This is a genomic window from Pseudocolwellia agarivorans (genome assembly GCF_002000085.1).
GTDB classification, from domain to species: domain Bacteria; phylum Pseudomonadota; class Gammaproteobacteria; order Enterobacterales; family Alteromonadaceae; genus Pseudocolwellia; species Pseudocolwellia agarivorans.
On the sequence record NZ_MUZU01000002.1, the window covers coordinates 233,051 to 251,871 of the forward strand.

The 18,821-nt window shown below is 34.4% G+C and carries 7 protein-coding genes; 2 read left to right on the top strand and 5 right to left on the bottom strand.

What is annotated here, in order from left to right:
* Positions 1-35: 35 nt before the first annotated feature.
* The 4 genes from B0X80_RS04110 to B0X80_RS04125 form a co-directional block, all read right to left on the bottom strand.
* Positions 36-1,541: an Ig-like domain-containing protein gene (locus B0X80_RS04110; RefSeq protein WP_077338542.1), complete on the bottom strand. Its 1,506-nt coding sequence runs from the start codon at positions 1,539-1,541 to the stop codon at positions 36-38.
* Positions 1,542-1,615: 74 nt separating this feature from the next.
* Complete coding sequence (locus B0X80_RS04115; protein ID WP_077338543.1) at positions 1,616-5,152, bottom strand: TonB-dependent receptor; 3,537 nt, start codon at positions 5,150-5,152, stop codon at positions 1,616-1,618.
* Positions 5,153-5,696: 544 nt separating this feature from the next.
* A complete protein-coding gene (locus tag B0X80_RS04120) occupies positions 5,697-8,969 on the bottom strand; it encodes a glycoside hydrolase family 2 (protein WP_077338544.1) in 3,273 nt (1,090 codons plus the stop codon).
* A 180-nt stretch (positions 8,970-9,149) separates the two neighbouring features.
* The gene (locus B0X80_RS04125) at positions 9,150-11,639 is read right to left on the bottom strand and encodes a glycoside hydrolase family 2 protein (RefSeq protein ID WP_077338545.1); all 2,490 of its coding nucleotides are present in this window, start codon (positions 11,637-11,639) and stop codon (positions 9,150-9,152) included.
* Positions 11,640-11,860: 221 nt separating this feature from the next.
* Here B0X80_RS04125 and B0X80_RS04130 point away from each other — a divergent pair, with 221 nt between their 5' ends.
* Positions 11,861-14,122, top strand: a complete 2,262-nt coding sequence (locus B0X80_RS04130) for a beta-galactosidase (protein ID WP_175623870.1) — start codon at positions 11,861-11,863, stop codon at positions 14,120-14,122.
* Positions 14,123-14,704: 582 nt separating this feature from the next.
* Here B0X80_RS04130 and B0X80_RS04135 read toward each other — a convergent pair.
* A complete protein-coding gene (locus B0X80_RS04135) occupies positions 14,705-16,165 on the bottom strand; it encodes an arylsulfatase (RefSeq protein WP_217697128.1) in 1,461 nt (486 codons plus the stop codon).
* Between the two features lie 222 nt (positions 16,166-16,387).
* Here B0X80_RS04135 and B0X80_RS04140 point away from each other — a divergent pair, with 222 nt between their 5' ends.
* Positions 16,388-18,781 carry a beta-galactosidase gene (locus B0X80_RS04140; protein WP_077338547.1) on the top strand — a complete coding sequence of 798 codons (2,394 nt, stop codon included), beginning with the start codon at positions 16,388-16,390 and terminating at the stop codon, positions 18,779-18,781.
* Positions 18,782-18,821 lie beyond the last annotated feature (40 nt).

Here is an 18,821-nt window from a genome sequence, read left to right on the forward strand (position 1 = left end):
CTTTTTATATACCTAATTGTAATGACAAGATAAAACTAAGGTGCCGAAACTTCGTATATAGCTAAGTTATCTATCAACACTTCTGATGTTGTTGATATTGCTGGAAATCCCCACTGTAACCAAATAACTTCGGTTGAATCCCATGGTTTATCTTGAATAGGATCAAATTCAATATATTGCCATTCACTACTTACAGCTACATCACCCAACAAATTTACAACATCAGAGTGCCATGAGCCAATCCAGCCTCTAGAAAATAAATTAATTTGTGTCGGATCGGTCCCTAAATTTTTCACCCAGAAGGAGACTTTGTAAAATTTCCCAGCGCCTTTACCTATTTCAGGTATCATAGGATTACTGCCAGCCCAATCTATAGCCTTAGTAATACCAACACTTCCGGCTTGAGACTTCATATATAAAGCATTTGAATTCCCAATCCCTTCAGCTGAATCCATCTTAGTTATTTTGTTACCACCATCCCATGGCCAAACTTTAACGCCAGCAAAATCAAAATTACTATTACCACCTAAATTACATGCAATATTTTTAACAACAGTAATACTAACTTGATCACTTAACCCTTGATCATTAGTCGCTGTTATCAATACCGAATCTGACGATTCTGCATCGACAAAACTAGTAAGAACACCGTCATTAGTAACTGAAACCTTTGTTTCATCAGAACTAGTCCAAGTAATAGGGTTAGTGAACCCGTTTACTAGTGGTAATTGATTAGCAGTTAATGGAAAACTTACACATGCAGGCAAGTCCATTGATGCACCAATGTCATTCCCTTTGATATCAACCAGAACCATACCTATTGGATCAGGGATATCAAATGTTACATTCACAGGAACAGTTATAGACACATCTGGATTATCAACTGATGTCGCTGTTAAATCAGTTACCCCTTCTACAAGTCCTGTTACGTTCCCATTTGCATCAACTGTTGCGTAGGTCGTGTTACTAATATTCCAATTTACCGATTTATCTGTGGCATAAACAGGAGCCAAATTAGCCGAAACAGGTAATTCAAACCCAGGAGGAACTCTAACTTCATTATGACTTAACGTTATCGATTCTACAGGGTCTTTAATACCATTAATGGTAATTGAAATATCACGAGAAATTTCATTACCTTCAGCATCTACAATTGCTCCACCGCCATTTTCAATAATATAACTATATTCAAAAGATAAAGATTCGCCAAAAGCGACTTCTCTTGCGAAAACATCTGTATCAATAGTTAACTCTGTTCCCTTAAATAGAACTGCATTTTCAGGAGGTTCTGCAGAGTCAATTTTACGATACACATTTCTCAAAATTATAGTTTCATCTGCACCAACCACAGCGCCAGATAGCAAGTCTTGTACAACCATCCCTGATTCTTCATTTACAGAAACAACAATAGGACCTTCATACTTTATTGGCTCTGAACCATTTAAACCTGTTGAAATTCCTTTGTCTGGGCCACCACAAGCCGTTAAAGTTAAACCTAAAACTAATGTAATTGGTAATTTTTTTAGTAAGTCAATATTCATCTTACTTCTCCAAATTTAATGAAACGGCTGATTAAAAATCAACCATTTAATATTAATCAAAATTAATGTAGTTATTAAAACTTAATACGTGCGCTTATACGGTAATTACGACCAGTTTTGTATTGAGAGAAAATTTTACTTTTATCAACACTACTGTCTTTCATCGGGTTCCCTTCATCTAATAAAAGAACCTCACCGTTTTGGCCTATATCTAAGCTTTTAGAGGTTACAAAACTCTTAGAAACTTCATCAGTCAAATTCAGAGCATGAAAACTAAAACTTACGTTTTTACTGTAATCGTAAGTACCACTAAAATCGAGACGACTAGAAGAATCCTGCCATCTATTCAAGGTTTTATCTTCAGAAATAAATTGAACACCGTTATATCTATGAGCTAAACGTAATTCAACTGAATCAAACTCCCAAAAAACAGTAGTATTAGCACTATGTCTAGGTGTATATGCTTGTGGTACTGGGGTAAAAAATGCTCCTGAGTTCTCTAAAACTTCAGCTTCATTTTCAGAGTCAGCAAAAGTATAATTTACATTTACACCTAAACCAGAGAAAACTCCTGGTAACGAGGTAAATACATCTGTATAGCCAATTTCAAAACCTTCAGTCGTCGTTTTTTTACCGTTACGCCAAATACCGACATTTAACTCATGGCAACCAAAATCAAATGCTTGTCGTGTTTGACTTTGTGTAAGTCTAACGGGCATACAGCCATCTGCTGGTGTTTGTCCATCAGGAGTAATTAGTAATTCATCTACTGTAATAGCTTTTAAATCATAATCTTCTCTTATATCTTTCCAATAAAAAACATCATTAATTCTTTGTAAAAAATTACTCATGTCTTTTTTAAAGTAAGTAAAAGATAACATCCCAGCTTTATCAAAATACCATTCTATCGCTAAATCTAAATTTTTAGATTCAAGAGGTTTCAAACTAGCACTACCTGCTGAGCCAAAACCACGATCTCCCCAAATACTTTCATTTATTGAGGCGCCTGGAGTTAAAGCGTTAAAGTTAGGTCGAGCCATAGTTTTAGACATAGCAAAACGTGCAATAACTTCGTCATTAACTGCGTAATTTAAATTGAAACTTGGTAGAAAAACATCATTCGTTGAAGAGCCTGAAGTAGCAAAATTACGTTGCCAGTTTTGAGATACAGTAGCTCCCGTATGTTTATTAGAACCAGGAACATCGACTTTATTCGTTGTGTTATCTGCCCAACGTCTTAAACGCCAAGGTGCACGAGGCGAACTATAATCTTCAAAATCTGGATGTAATTGTAAAGCGTCATTACGTGCAATGCCTGATACGTTACCATTCGCATCGTACATAACTTGAAGCATATGCTCTGAACTCCCCGGATTAGTTAAAATACCGTTAGCGTCCCAAACCGGTTGCCAATGTACGGGATCAGTTGCAGTGAAATTATCATCCCATAAGTGAGTTAATCTCTCTTCGTAACATCCACCATTTTTAATAACATCGCTAGATAATTCTTCTCCTGCTACCAAACCAAAATCACAATCAGGAAGTGATGTGTTGGCTAGTCCTTTACGATAAATAAGATCATAAGGAGTAAGATTATTATTACTGTCGTTAAACTTAACAGAAGTATAAGAGCTTGCTTCAATATCTGTTTCAACATAACGCACACCAATATTACCCGTTAGGCGTGAATCCATTAGCTCAAAATTCACTTTCGCATAAGCTGATTGATTATCTTGCTTGATGTTTTTAGTACCTGCTGGATTTGGTATTAATGCAACATTTTTATTACCTTTAAAAGAAACTTCTAATGCTTTTTCAGGGTCAATTAATCCCCAACCGCTACCTAAAGGAAAATCGCCAGAAACAACACCATCCATAAAGTTATTTACAGGAAATGCATCACTACTTAAAAATTCAGTGATACGAATATCTTTAGGATCTGTACCACTTAATATTTCTCGTCCATTTTCATCAAATACAGGAATACTTGTTCCTGATAATTCTTGTTTATCAATGAGTACATCTTTCTCTCTAGATGAATACTTAAAGCCAAACTCCAATTTAGTAATAGGCCCAAACTCTACATCCCAATCAAAATCTAAAAATAAAGATTTATTGGTATCTTCGTTGGTATTGTTGTACATATTTAAAGAACCTAAATGATGCACAGGTAAATCAAATGGGTTAAATGTAGTATTGGTTAGATAGTTTGATCGCTCTTCATTTGTGCCTGGAGGTAATGAAGCGATTGATGAACCAAAAACAAAATTACACTTATCAGTGCCCGCAGTACAGTCATAACCAACTGGTTCAACATTAGCACCATCAATAGTATCAAGGTTACCTGCTAGCGTATTCCATGTCGCTGTAGTTGCATCAATATTTCGAATACTCTCATCAGTCGTTTTTGAAAAACCAGCAGTAAAATCAATAACAAAATTATCAGTTACTTGTTGATTAATTTTTAAAGTTACAACATTAGTAGTAACTTCCTTACCACCTGTAGCGCGTTTCATTGATCCCTTCGTTGAGCGAGAAGTATTTTTAAGTAACACGTTATTACTACTATCAACGGTATACCAATCGTATTCAGGATCAGTTAATAAATTTTCAGTACCACTACTAGAAATATTAGTATTGAAACTTATGCTATGTTTATCTTCAGTAATTTCTTGTTTTGCGTGACTTAGATCTAATTGAATATCCGTTGAATCAAAAGGTAAAAACTGGATACCTAATGTAGCTGTTGTTCGATCGCGTTTGTTAAGGTTTAAGCTATAACTGTTGAACGTTTTATGAAAAAACTTTGTATCTTCAGCAAGTAATTCGCCTGTAGCAACGTCAAACGCTCGACCTGCTTTTATATTAGCGGCATTGTTACTATTCCAAGTAGACCATGCTGAATCATTTCGCACGTTTTGTGTTTCTTGAGCTGCCGTAAAAATGAATCCTAAATTGTCATCTAAAAAGTTATTGGAAAATGAAACACTTGCTTTACCATCGCCTTTTTCAGAATAATCGTTATACCTTCCTTGAAGTGTAACGGATCTAATTGGTTCTTTTATTGTTAAAGGTTTTACAGTACGTAATATTACATTAGCACCTAACGACCCTTCATCATGATCTGCAGATGGTGTTTTAATTACGTCAATTGACGATAATATATCTGAAGAAAAAGAGCTTAAATCTACACTTTGATCAAAACCTGCTTCGCCATTACTGCCACTTAACCCACTCGTTAATGCAACACCGTTCAACGATATTTGGTTTAAATGTGAAGCTGCACCACGCACAGAAATACGAGTACCTTCACCATCTTGTTCTTGAACAGTAACACCTGTTATGCGCGATAGCGCATCACCAATATTTTGATCGGTAGATTTACCAATATCTTCAGCATGGATTGTATCCATAACGTTTTCTGAAAATCGTTTTTGATTGATAGATTTTCTTAAACTACCGATAAAGCCTGTTACTTCGATAACTTCAATGCTATCTGTTTTTTCAATTTTTTGTTCAATCTCTTTTTTTTCTTCTTGGGCGTACGCCCCCATTGATACTGATGTTAATACTGCAAGTGCTATAGCACTTTTTTTAAAACTTATGGTCATAATATCTCCCCACGTTTTAGTTGTGTGACAACATAGATGTGAAAATTAATTCTTATTATTGTAATCGTTTACCAAAACATCAACTTCAACAAAGTCGAGTAGAGTGGTTTTAAATCACTTTTATATAAGCTATTTTTTTGTATGGTAAATATATAAAAGCCAAACATAAGGTACACGTTTACCTAAATAAAATAAAGTTTTTTAACACAAGAAGAGTGAAAATATTTTTAAATACTTATTTAACAAAAACATATAAAAAAATAAAACAAAGAAAACGATTAACCAAAAGAACTAAGAACAAGGATCAACTGCGTATTTATTGTATGTATACCCGTTACCAATCAAGAGGCTATTTCAGAGCATCTTGAATGATTACGGGTATATAAATTACGAAACACTTAGTAAGTCATCTGAACTCTGGTCAAACTATTTTTCAGTAATGTTATTTAAGCCTCTATCGCGTTATCTGAATGGATGCCGACAGTTGGTTTTATTGGGAATAAAACTATGTTTTCACTTACCTCAAATTCAGGTTAAATAGTTACTACTGTATGAGTAAAAGAGTAAATTGATATTGGTAATTACCCACAGGTATACGGTATTGCGGCAACGGTTCAGCCCGTTGGCTCCATGAATCAGATCCCCCGACTCCTGCTTGTACAAGATCTATATTTACGGTAAGTTCCTCAGCTTCAATTAAATCACTTGTATATTTGCTGCTTTCAAGTGCCTTAGCGCTCCATGGCCAAACAGATAAGCTTAGTGGCTTATCTCCAATAATTTTCAATCCAGAATGATTATCAGCAAGTAAACTAAGCCAATAAACATTGGTATGATTTCCGTTTTCCTGCGGTTTTACATACTGATGGATAAAGTCATTAACTACACCGGAATAAACATCTACTTCAGCACTGTTGTTTCGATCACTGTAGTTTTCATAAGGGCCTTTACCGTAAAATGACATTTTCTGAAGGTTTTTATTTACTTTAGCTTGCAAACCAATGCGTAATAATTCGGGTAATGACTGTGCTGCACGAAAGTCCATATTAACTTGAATAGAACCATTGCCTGATATTTTATACTGTAAAGCTATTGTTAGCTTATTTTGGTAGTAATAATTAGCGGTAAGCATCACAACATTGGACGATAATTGCTTAATATTAAAAGACTTAAAGGTTAGATTTTCGGGCATATTTTTCCATATACCTAATTTTTTATCCGTCCCCCAACCGCCTTTATCATTGTCTGTTGCTGGTCGCCAAAAATTAGGTAATAACGAGGTCAATAACTCTTCGTTTTTAGCATTTTTTAATGACAATATATGACCTGATTTTTTTTCAAAAACCGTTGAAAAAATATCATTTTTAATAGTTACGCTGGTTAACTCATCAAGTATAGACAAATCGGCTAATTGGTTACTTTGTTCTTGCTCTTCTTGATAAAAAGGTAGCTGAAATTGCTGTTTTGCTAATTCATGCCCAGCTTTTGACCATAAGTTATCTTCTTGTGTTTGTAGACTTAAACGTAGCCAATAGCGAGCACCCGGTTTTATAGTAGGTTTAGTAAACGGCACGGTTAACGCTACGGAATCATTTGGCATAACCGATGGTGTTTTTAGGATCCCTGACTCAATTACCCTACCATCTTCTGATAATTCCCAGCTTAATTTATACTTGGCTAAATCAGTAAAAAAGTAACGATTTTGTAGCGATATTTGTCCTTTTGCTAAATTAACACTAATAAATTTAGCGGGTTGAAAAATATATTTAGCTTCATGTAGTGCTGGTTTAGGCTTGCCGTATGAGTCAACGACACCATTAATACAAAAGTTACTGTCGTTAGGGGTATCACCAAAATAACCGCCATACACTAAAAACGGCTTTCCATTTTCATCTTTTTGCTCTATTCCTTGGTCAACCCAATCCCAAATAAAGCCTCCAATTAGATTGTCGCGTTGCCAAATTAAATCCCAATACTCAGTAACATTACCAAATGAATTTCCCATGGCATGGGCATATTCGCACATTAAAATAGGTCTTTTAATATAAGGACTATCTGATAGGTCACGTAATTCGTCAATTGATGGATACATACGGCTTAACATATCAACCCACGGGCGATCTGTAGGGTTAGCGGCTTGTGCCATTTTTAGTTCTGGGTTTTCAACATGTTCCCATCGATTAATTACAGGTAAATACTGTGGATGTTCTGGATCCCCCTGTGCACCTTCATAATGAATTAACCGAGTTGGATCAAAGTCTTTTACCCAACCAGACATTGAAGCAAAATTAGGCCCTGTTCCCGCTTCATTACCAAACGACCATGAAACAATTGATGGGTGATTTTTATCACGTTCAACCATACGAATAACACGGTCTGTCATCGAGTAGTGCCACTGCGATAATTTAGCCTGTAAACCACCTACAGTATGAGTTTCAATGTTAGCTTCATCCATTACAAACAAGCCATATTCGTCACATAGATCATAAAAATACGGGTCGTTAGGATAATGTGATGTACGCACGGCATTAATGTTAAATTGTTTCATTAATACGACATCACGACGCATGTCTTCTCGAGAAACAACTTTACCTTCTAGCGCATCATGATCATGTCTATTTACCCCAATAAATTTAATGCTTTGACCATTAACTAAGACCTGCCCTTTGTTATTAGTTTTAATATCTCGAAAGCCAACGCGCGTGCTCCGACTTTCAATCAGCTTATTGTTATCATCAATTAACGATAACGTCAGTGTATATAAATAAGGGGACTCTGGTGACCAAAGCTTTGGGGAATCTATATTTGCTTCAATTAACTGAAAAGGAAAAGCATCACGTTGTGGTTGAATAAAACGACTTAATAGCCTGCCACTAACCGTTGCAGGTTTGTTAAGTAGCGCTTCACCTTGTGCGTTATATAATTGTGCGGCCACTGACCAATTTTTAATGTCTGTTCTATTTATATTAGAAAGTATAGGGTTTATCTGTAATTTGGCTGATTGGTAATTGTCGGTTAAACGTGTTCTTACCGCAAAGTCATTAATCGCGACTTTAGGTTGTGCAAGTAATAATACTTCACGATGAATACCGCTCATACGCCAGTTATCTTGATCTTCTAAATAACTGCCATCACTCCATCTAAATACTTGAACCGCTAGGGTATTTTTACCTGCTTGTAAATGCTGAGTAATATCAAACTCTGATGGCAAACGAGAGCCTTGGCTGTAGGCAATATTTTTTCCATTGATCCATAAATAAAAAGCAGAGCTAACACCACCAAAATGCAAAATAATTTGTTGATTGTCCCAATCACTCGGTACTTCAAAACTCTTAATGTAACTGCCTACAGGGTTAACCCGCGTAATATTAGGCATATCCTTGTCTATATTGGTTAGGTCATCTAAAAAAGGGTAAGTTTTATTGCTATAAATGGGCGTTCCGTAACCTTTCATTTCCCAATTAGATGGTACTTCTATATTGCCCCATGACTCGCTATTAAAATGAGTTTGATAAAAGTTGGTAGGTCTACTTTTTGAATCTTCACTGAACTTAAATTTCCATTGGCCATTTAAACTCACAACTTTTGCTTGATCACGATTATACGTTTTAGCTTTTTCTTCGGTATCGAAAGAATATGATGTAGCGCGAGCGGGTAGTTTATTAATGGCAATTACTGCAGGGTTTTCCCAATCATTTAACCGCCATTCATTCGTAAGGATTTCAGTTTGGGTGTTCTTATTTTCTTGACACCCCAAAAGACAAAGTAAACAAATCAACCAAGTAATGGTTAAATTAGAAGGGTTACTAACAAACATATTTGAACCTTATATATTCAAATTTAATTTCACGAAGATTTAGATAAAAAGTGAGAGCGTTCAAATGGGGGATATAAACGCTCTCACAGGACTTTCGTCCGAAAAATAAAGATTACACTTAAAGGTTATTGAAAAGATTAACCTTTATGGAATGTAAGCTTTCTATACCTACTACAGTACCTATTTACTTAGTAATTTTAATGTTTGAGGCAATATTCCTTCACCTGAAATTTCTACCTTTATATCTCCAGCAACATCAGTTGCTTGTACTAAAACCATCAATTTACCATTAAATGCTTTTTTATCGTTTGCACGACTATTTGTAAGATCTAAAATATCACCACTGTCTGTGCCTATTATTTTTGCTGGACCTAACACTTTAATAGTTAAACGATTATCAGCTCTTGGCACAAAGTTGCCATTAACATCCACTACATCAACAGTAATATGTGCAACATCAGTTTGATTTGCAGACAGAGTGGTTTTATCTGCGGATAAAAGAACAGTTTTTGGTTTACCTGCTGTTTTAATTGTTTGTGTTTTAACAATATTCCCTTTACGAGCAACAACTTTTAATTCACCTGCTTTATAAGGTACTAGCCAAACAATTTGCATATCGTTGGTCATTTTTTTACGACCTAATGATTTGCCATCTAAGTAAAGTTCAGCTTCATCTAAATTGGTATACACAACGACAGGGATCTCTACACCCTCTTTGCCAGGATGCGTCCAATGAGGCAGCATATGTACCATAGGTTTATCTGACCATTGGCTTTGATATAAGTAATATGCATCTTTTTCAAAACCTGCTAAATCAATAACACCAAAGTTACCCGCACGTGTTGGCCAACCAGATAACGCCTCACCTAAATAATCAAATGCTGTCCAGCGGAATGTTCCTAAAAGGTAAGGTAATCTATTCGCCATTTTAATTTCGTCACGAATACTCATACGAACAATTTCATTATCGTATGAAGAAGAATAGCGAGGACTTTCGTTCTTAAAAACTTCTTCTTGTGTTAAATCTGGCACCATATTTACTTGGTCTTTAATACGATTCCAAATTCCCTCAGGGTCATGCATTTCCCAAGGAGCTGGGTTATCTTTCGCACGATAAGAGCTCTTTGTTCGATAAATACCGCGTGTTTGCATTGTGTGTGTAATTTCAGTGCCTACAAGTGTTTTTGTTGGATGTTTTTTATGGTAGTCCTCAAGATAACCTTTATATTCGCCATGACCGTTAAATCCAGATATATCATCATGACCAAGCATATAGCCACGACCTTGTGTAACAGGTCGGGTGTTGTCTAGAGACTTAACTAAATCGACTAACTTCTTTTGAGTTTCAGGCGTTTTTTCCTCAACTTCATTACCTATACTCCAAATAACAACACTTGGGTGGTTTCTATCTCGTTTAATAATGGAAGTTAAATCAGTTTCCCACCACTGTTCAAAATGTAATCCATAATCAAATAATGCTTTTTCATCTTCCCAACCGTCAAAAGCTTCATTCATAATGACAAACCCCATTTCATCAGCTAAGTGATAAAATATAGGAGAAAATGGAGTGTGTGCAGGTCGTAATGCATTCATTCCCATTTCTTTTAATTGTACTAATCGACGTCGCCACATATCATCAGGCACAGCAGAGCCAACAGGCCCACCATCATGATGAAATGACATACCTTTTAACTCTATTTCTTTATTATTTAATAAGAAACCTTGGGTAACATTGTAATCAATGGTTCTAATACCCACATTGGTCAGAACAGTATCAACAGTTTTACCATTTTTAATAATTTCAGTTTTTAATGTATATAAGTAAGGATCATCTGTAGACCATAATTTAGCATTATTAATCTCAAACTTGCTTTTTGTAACTTTTTTATCACTCGAAACATTATGGCTTATTTTAGCCACTGTCTTTTTATTTTTATCAACTAATGAGTGAACTAAGCTAACTTTTTCATTCGATTTTTTACTTACATTAAGACCAGTAACTTCAGTGTCGACTAAAACAACAGCATTATTATTACGAAAGTTTACACTGTCTGTTCGAACAAAAATCCCATCGGTAGGAACATGCGTTTGATCAACAACATCCAACCAAACATGGCGATAAATACCTGATCCCGTATACCAACGCCCTGTTGGTGCCATAGAATGATCAACACGAACAGCAATAACCGTATCTTTAATTAATCTACCTTTACGATGTACTTCATTTGTAATGTCGTATTCAAAACTTACATAACCATTGGGTCTATGACCAACATGTTGACCATTTACCCATACATCAGAATTTAAATAAACACCATCAAACTTCAAGATTACACGTTTACCTTTCCACTCAGGTTTTAATGACAAATCTTTACGATACCAACCAATACCCGTAGGTAAATATGCACCATGCCAACCAGAAGGTGCATGTTCATCATATTTACCTTCGATACTAAAATCATGCGGGAGATTTAATGTTCGCCACCCATCATCGTTAAAACCAGGAGAGATAGCTTTAGTTTCATCCCCTAAAAAAAATTTCCAATTAAAATCGATATTTAAGTTACGTTCCGTAGCAAAAACAACTTTTTGACACAATATAAATGAAAAAACAATCATTAAAAAATCAATCATAACCTTAGTAATTAAGGGCCTATTTTTTATAAACATACTACAACCTTATAATAAAAACCAAACTTCATATTGGCAAAATTAACATAACCAAAGCATTAGAGCAAACGTTTGCTTAAATAATACATTTAATATATATTTTATGGCCTGTAGTTTATAAATATAATAGGTTAAGACTAAAGTAAAAAAAGCTATACATTTGACTATCACCTAACAACTAAAAAGATTAAAACATGACGATAAAAAGGCAAAAACAACACATGAAATGGATACTAAATATAAATACTATTTATATAGCAATATTAATATTGCTATCCCCTATCGCTATTGGCAATGAAGTTAATACCGCAACATTAATCAAACAATTACAGGTACAACTATCGATTGCTAAAAGTAAAAACATAGATACAACCAGAGAAGAAATGACCCTACATACCGCTAACTTATTTTTATCATGGGCAAAATGGGATGAAGTAAACGTAGAACAAAATAAAAAATATTATTTAAAACATAAACTTTATAAGAATAAAGCCGCTTTATTAGCTAAATCACTGCCTGAATACGAACGACAATCAGTTGCTGAACTATTAAAGAGTTCGATAAAAGAATTAACACTAGTTAACCAAGGGAAAATAACGAGAAAACCAATTCCTACTTTAGATTATGCCAAAATCAACATTAGTAACGGTCAATTTAAAGTAGATGATGATCCTGTATTTATAGCTGACTACACATGGAAGCATGATGATGAAATATTAAATAAATATTTTGGTGAAACAAATAGCGCCTATATCGCACCATCGCATGTTATAAACGAAAGTGGCGATATTGATAAGAATAACCTAAATAAAATAATTGAAAGCAAATCTAAAAATATTGGTCAAACTTTTATTTCTCATAATAATATTCCTACATGGATAACGGATAAACATCACGATTTTACTGACGGTAGACGTCATTACGGGGTGTATGATATTGATCACCCTGCGGCAAAAACTTTATACAGTGACTTGTTTAAAGCCTTTGTTCCTATATTAAAAAACACTAGAGCAACCGACTTGGGTTATATGCTATTTAATGAACCAAGTTTTTTCACTGAAAAAGGTGTATGGAATTCAGGAATTGTTTCACGTTATACCCATGAAAAGTTTAGACAGTGGCTGCCTTCTCAACATAAAAATATTAATTCGTTAAATAAATTATGGAATACTCGTTTTTCTGACTTTTCCGATATTACTATTGATATTCCGATGGAAGGAAAACTAAGAGGATCAGCAATATGGTATGACTGGATGCGTTTTAATCAAGTACGAATATCTGAATGGTTTCAATTTCTAAAAAATGAAATTACTAAATATGATGCATCAGCAAAAACCCATATAAAATTAATGCCTTGGTTATGGAATGAAAACAAGAGAGATCACGGCATGGATTTCGAAGCGTTATTAGAACAAGGTGATATTATAGGTTTTGACGCAAAGTCTCAATATAACAGCTTACGAAATAAAAAAATGGACTGGCCTTTAAAACGTAGCTTCGACTGGCAAGGTACAGCAATGAGTTTTGATTTTTTTACTTCGGTGCAACCTAACCAAGTGTTGTGGGACAGTGAAAACCATTTTTTTACCAATGTTGACTTTATGGAGAAAGACATCAATGTAGATTATGTTGGGGCTATATATTGGTTAGCAGCATCTCACGGTTTATCTGGAAGTAAAACATGGGTTTGGGGGCGTGAAAAAGACGGTAGCGTACTCTCTCGTGACATAGACGCTTCGTATATTGTTGATGTAACTCATCAACCTAAAGGGCTTCATAAAATAACCAGAACCTTTATGGAACTAAACGCACATGCTCATGATGTAGTTGCCTTACAAAAACAAACAAAACCTATTCGAATATTTTATTCTGAAACCTCAGCAATTAACCTACCTAATTATTTAACTAAAGTACGAGAGTCATATGAGTCTCTTTATTTTGAAGGTATTCCACTTGGTTTTTCTACAAAAAACATTATTAACAAACAAGTTAATTCGTGGCCAATAACTGTAATAAAAGGCACATCGCATGTTAAAGCAGACGAAATAGAGGCATTACAACGTTACATTAATCAAGGTGGAATAGTACTTATTGATGAACACAGTCTTAAATTCAATCAATACGGTGAGCCTCAAAAATCACGATTAACAGGAACAGCAACTAACCTAATAACTTTTTCTACAAAAGAAGAATTAACAAATAAAGTATTATCTATTGCAAAAGAAAAGCATCTTTCACCAAACATTCAAGTTATTGAAAATAAAAAACAGTCATATAAAAATGTTGCGTGGCGTATTGCTAAAATATCAAATAATAGTTACACACTGTTATTAACAAATACAGGTAAAACACCTGCAGAAATTGAAATTGTTGGCGATAAAAAGTTAAATATTATTGATAATTTCACCAGCAATAAACTATCACCTAAAATAACATTACCTGTATATGGCAGTAAATTTTTAACGATTAACACAAAACATTAATGATAATCTCCTAGAACATACTATACCCGTTACCAATCAAGAGGCTATTTCAGAGCACTTGTGAATGGTTACGGGTATATACGTATTAATTGAAAGCCAGCTACCTTTGTAGTTGGCTTTTTTATACCTAGTTGATTTGTTCTCATAACTTATTTTACTGCTAGTTTACGGGATAACGTCAAACTAATAGTTACGTTTATTTTGTGGGTACGAAAGCTCAAAAAGGTCTAAATATCCAATATAAAATTGAATATCACTTTGTTTGGGTAACGGGTAGTGTTATAGGTATGAACAGACGATATATACCCGTTACCACTCAAGATGCGTATTTCAGAGTATCTTGAGTGGTAACGGGTATAGATTTAAAAGATAGGAGGTTTCAAAATAATTAACTAAAGAAGCAAGCAAAGAGTATTTGAAATATCACTTTGAACACCACTTTATTAGAGCTATTCTTCCAATCAAAGGGCTATAAACCACCGCCTAAAGGCGGTAGTTGTATATTGGTACAAGACTTCATTTAAAGAAGTTCGTAGCAACCTCACTGATAAAAAAGCTATAAACTAAAAAAACACCATATTTTTATTTTATTTTCCATGCAGGATCATTAACATGTGCGGCTGTAAACAATAATTCAAACTCTTTAACTAATTCAGGGTGTTGAGATGAAACATCAATATTTTCTTCTGCATCTGTAGTTAAATCGTATAATTCAATATTTCCCGTAAACATAGGTTGTCTTACTGCTTTCCAATTATCTTTACGAATAGCCTGCCTTGAGCCGTGCTCATAAAATTCCCAATATAAATGGTCATGCTGTTTTTGTTCTTTATTCTCTTTTACTATACTAGGTAAAAAGCTAACACTATCAGTATTTTCAGGTACTGCAACTCCAGCAAATTCAGCAGCTGTTGCCATGAAATCACCAAAATAAGAAATATGTTCTGTCACCTTATTCTCAGCAATAAGTCCTGGCCCCCATACAATCATAGGTACTCTTATACCACCATCATATAAATCTCTTTTAATCCCTCTGTATTTACCATTAGAATCAAAATATTCAGGAATATTACCGGCTTCTGCATGTGGGCCGTTATCTGAAGTAAAAATAACAATAGTATTATCATCAATATTTAACTCACGAAGCTTAGATAAAATGGTGCCTACACTTTTATCTAAATGATCAACCATTGCAGCATAACCTTTTTGTGCTTCAGGCCAAGAGGTGTCTGCATATTTATCATAATTAGGCACCTCCATACCATGTGCCCAATCAACCATATCAGCTTCATTATTAGCATGAGGAGTAGTAACAGCAAGATAGAGGAAAAATGGGTTACTAGCTTTAGATTGTTTTTCAATATATTCAATAGATTCGTTTAAAAACAAATCACCAGCATAATCTTTTCTATTTTCAGGCTTTGCAACTCCACCAATAAAGTTAGTATATGAACGTTTTATTGGCTCAACAATATTGTTTAGTTTGACTTTTTCACCATTTCTCCATAGCCACTCAGGATAATGGTTATGTGCATGTACTTGATTTAAAAAACCAAAGTAATGATCAAAACCTTGCTTGTCTGGAGTACCTGTACTACCTATATCACCTAAGCCCCACTTACCTATTAAAGCAGTTGAATAACCTGCATTTTTCAACATTTCAGCAACAGTAAAATCGTGTGGTAAAAGCATTTGAGATTCATTTTTTCCATTTCCACGAATACGATTATGCCCTAAATGCTTTCCGGTCATTAAAACAGCACGAGAAGGCGCACATACCGTAGACCCTGAATAAAAGTCAGTAAACATTGTGCCCTGCTTGGCCATTTGATCTAAATGATGTGTAGTGATTTTTTCTTGACCGTAAACACCTATATCGGCATAACCTAAATCATCAGCCAAAATAAAAATAATATTAGGTTTTACTACATTTTTATTTTCTATATTTTCCGACACTGTCCCTGAATTATAACAACCTGAAGTCCCTATAATAAAAAATACTGAGAGTGAAAGAACACTCATTTTAAATTTACTAATTATCATGAATAAAACCTTAGTGAGTTATTCTCATTAAACAAAAAAGGTAATCGTATAAGTTATATAATACCCATTAAAAACTAAGTAAATCTATCAAAATAAACACTCAACATCAATTAAAATGTAAACGTTTGCCTAAATAAAAAAAGTAACGTAATATCGATAAATATTATTAAAGTCATTATAACGTTTACGATAAAATTAAAATTAAAATTAGGAAGGTATCTCGTGTTAAAAAATAAAATAGCTTTAGGTATTATTTCATCTTTATTACTCATAAATACTAGCCATGCCAGTATTCAAGAAAAAATTGATGAATTAAATGTTTTAATTACACAAGTTGAAAACAAAGGGATTGATGCCACACGAGAAAAAATGGCAATAAGTACAGCCGAATTATTTATTACTTTTGCCCAGTGGGACGAAAACAACATAGCAAAAAATAAAACACTCTATGATATATCTCCTTTCAAAAATGATGCTACAGAACTATCACAAAATTTAGCAAAATTCGAGAGAGACTCTATCGAAGAAGTACTTGACCATGCTATCGAACAAATAACTTTAGTTAACACAGATGTCATTGTTCGAAAGCCCGTTCCTGATATTGACTATACCAAAGTAGACCTTATTGACGGTAAGCTTATGATGGATAATGCCCCCGTATTTATTAACACCTATACTTGGAAACCTTCTTATAATCAAAGTGCTGACAAATACTTTGGAAACCTTAAAGGAGCCTACCTGTCTCCTTCTCATTTAAATGAAAATGATTTTTCAGGAAAGTCATGGAAAATAAATGATCTCACTAATCAAAATTCACAAGAGATTGGTGATACTTTTATCGATCACAATAATATCCCTAGCTGGGCTTACAACAAATATAATGACTTTGCTGTAGGTAAAAGGCATTACGGTTCATTTGATATTGATAACCCTGGTGCAAAAGAACTTTACGGAAAAATGTTCGAAGTATTTGTGCCGCTAATTAAAGATAAACGCTCAACTGAATTAGGTTATATGTTGTTTAACGAACCTAGTTATCCAACTAAAGAAGGTGGTTGGAATTCTGATGTAGTGTCTGATCATACTAAATCCAAATTTAGAAGCTGGTTAGCTACTCAGCACGCATCAATAAATTCTCTTAATACTCTTTGGAGTACGAATTTTAGTAACTTCGATGCAATAACAATTACCATACCAATGAACGGTAATTTACAAGGTACACCTATATGGTATGACTGGATGCGCTTCAATCAGATACGCGTAAAACAATGGTTTGAATTTTTATCAACAGAAATTAAAAAACACGATACTGACGCTAAAACACATATTAAATTAATGCCTTGGCTATGGTCTGAAAATGGACGAGATCATGGTATGAACTTTGAAGAACTACTCGAAATTACCGATATTATAGGTTTTGATGCACAATCAAAATATAGCCTTATACGTGGAACAGCCCCATGGATGGACGACTATAGTTTCGATTGGCAAAGCCCAATAATGAGTTTTGATTTTTTTAGCTCTATTCAACCCGATCAATTATTATGGGATAGTGAAAATCATTTTATTTCTTCAGTTGCTTTTGCAGAAAAAGATCTTGATACAAAGTACTTGCGATCTATTTATTGGTTAGCAGCAATTCATGGATTATCGGGTTCATCTACTTGGGTATGGTCAAGAGATGAAGATGGAGGCATCTCTCGAAATGCTGATAGTAGCTCATATATTTACGATGTAACGCATCAACCTAAAGCCCTACATTCCATCGCAAATACTTTTCTAGAATTGAACGCACATGGAGCTGATGTAGTAAAACTGCAAGAAGTTGATAAAAAAATTCGCCTTTTTTATTCAGAAACAAGCGCAATTAATCAATCATCATACATGGCTTCTATTAAAGACGAATATAATGCACTGTACTTTGATGGTATTCCATTAGGTTTTGCCACTCAAAACATTATTAATAATCAAGAAAATGATTGGTCAATGATTGTGGTAAAAGATGCTCAACGCGTCAAACTTTCTGAAATTACAGCACTACAAAACTATATTGATAATGGCGGCTATGTATTAATAGATAACGTTAGCTTAAAGTTTGATGAATATGGTCGTTCTCATTCCGTTTCACTAGTCAATAAAGAAAGTAGGCTTATTAGTTATTCATCTGAAACAGACATGCAAAGTAAAGTTTCTTTATTATCTAAACAACAAGGGATTTTAAACCAATTAAACATTATTGAAACAGGAAACAATAGCAATAAAAAAATTGCATGGAGATCAGTAAAAAGAACCGAAAAAGTACATGTTTTATCTTTAGTAAATACAGGTAAAGAAACAGTTTCATTTGAAATTCAAGCCCTTGATGATGATAAATCAACAACCGCTATCGATTTAATGACAGGAAAGTTAATGGAAGGTCCTCTATCTTTATCTCCAAGAGAAACATACTTTTTAGAAGTAACATTAGCTGCGGATACTAGTCCTACGACACCGGCTCCAACAACGCCAACAACGCCAACAACGCCAGAGAGTAATTCAGGTAGTGGTGGAAGTATAGGTTTATGGGGCTTATTTTCATTAATTTATTTACAATTAATGCGACGCCAAAGAACTTAGAGTATCTATATAAATATCTCGGTCACAACTACCGAGATAT

Bases quoted from the DNA above. Each gene is read 5' to 3' on its own strand.
- B0X80_RS04110 (WP_077338542.1), bottom strand. From the start codon at position 1,541: ATGAATATTGACTTACTAAAAAAATTACCAATTACATTAGTTTTAGGT.
- B0X80_RS04115 (WP_077338543.1), bottom strand. From the start codon at position 5,152: ATGACCATAAGTTTTAAAAAAAGTGCTATAGCACTTGCAGTATTAACA.
- B0X80_RS04120 (WP_077338544.1), bottom strand. From the start codon at position 8,969: ATGTTTGTTAGTAACCCTTCTAATTTAACCATTACTTGGTTGATTTGT.
- B0X80_RS04125 (WP_077338545.1), bottom strand. From the start codon at position 11,639: ATGTTTATAAAAAATAGGCCCTTAATTACTAAGGTTATGATTGATTTT.
- B0X80_RS04130 (WP_175623870.1), top strand. From the start codon at position 11,861: ATGAAATGGATACTAAATATAAATACTATTTATATAGCAATATTAATA.
- B0X80_RS04135 (WP_217697128.1), bottom strand. From the start codon at position 16,165: ATGATAATTAGTAAATTTAAAATGAGTGTTCTTTCACTCTCAGTATTT.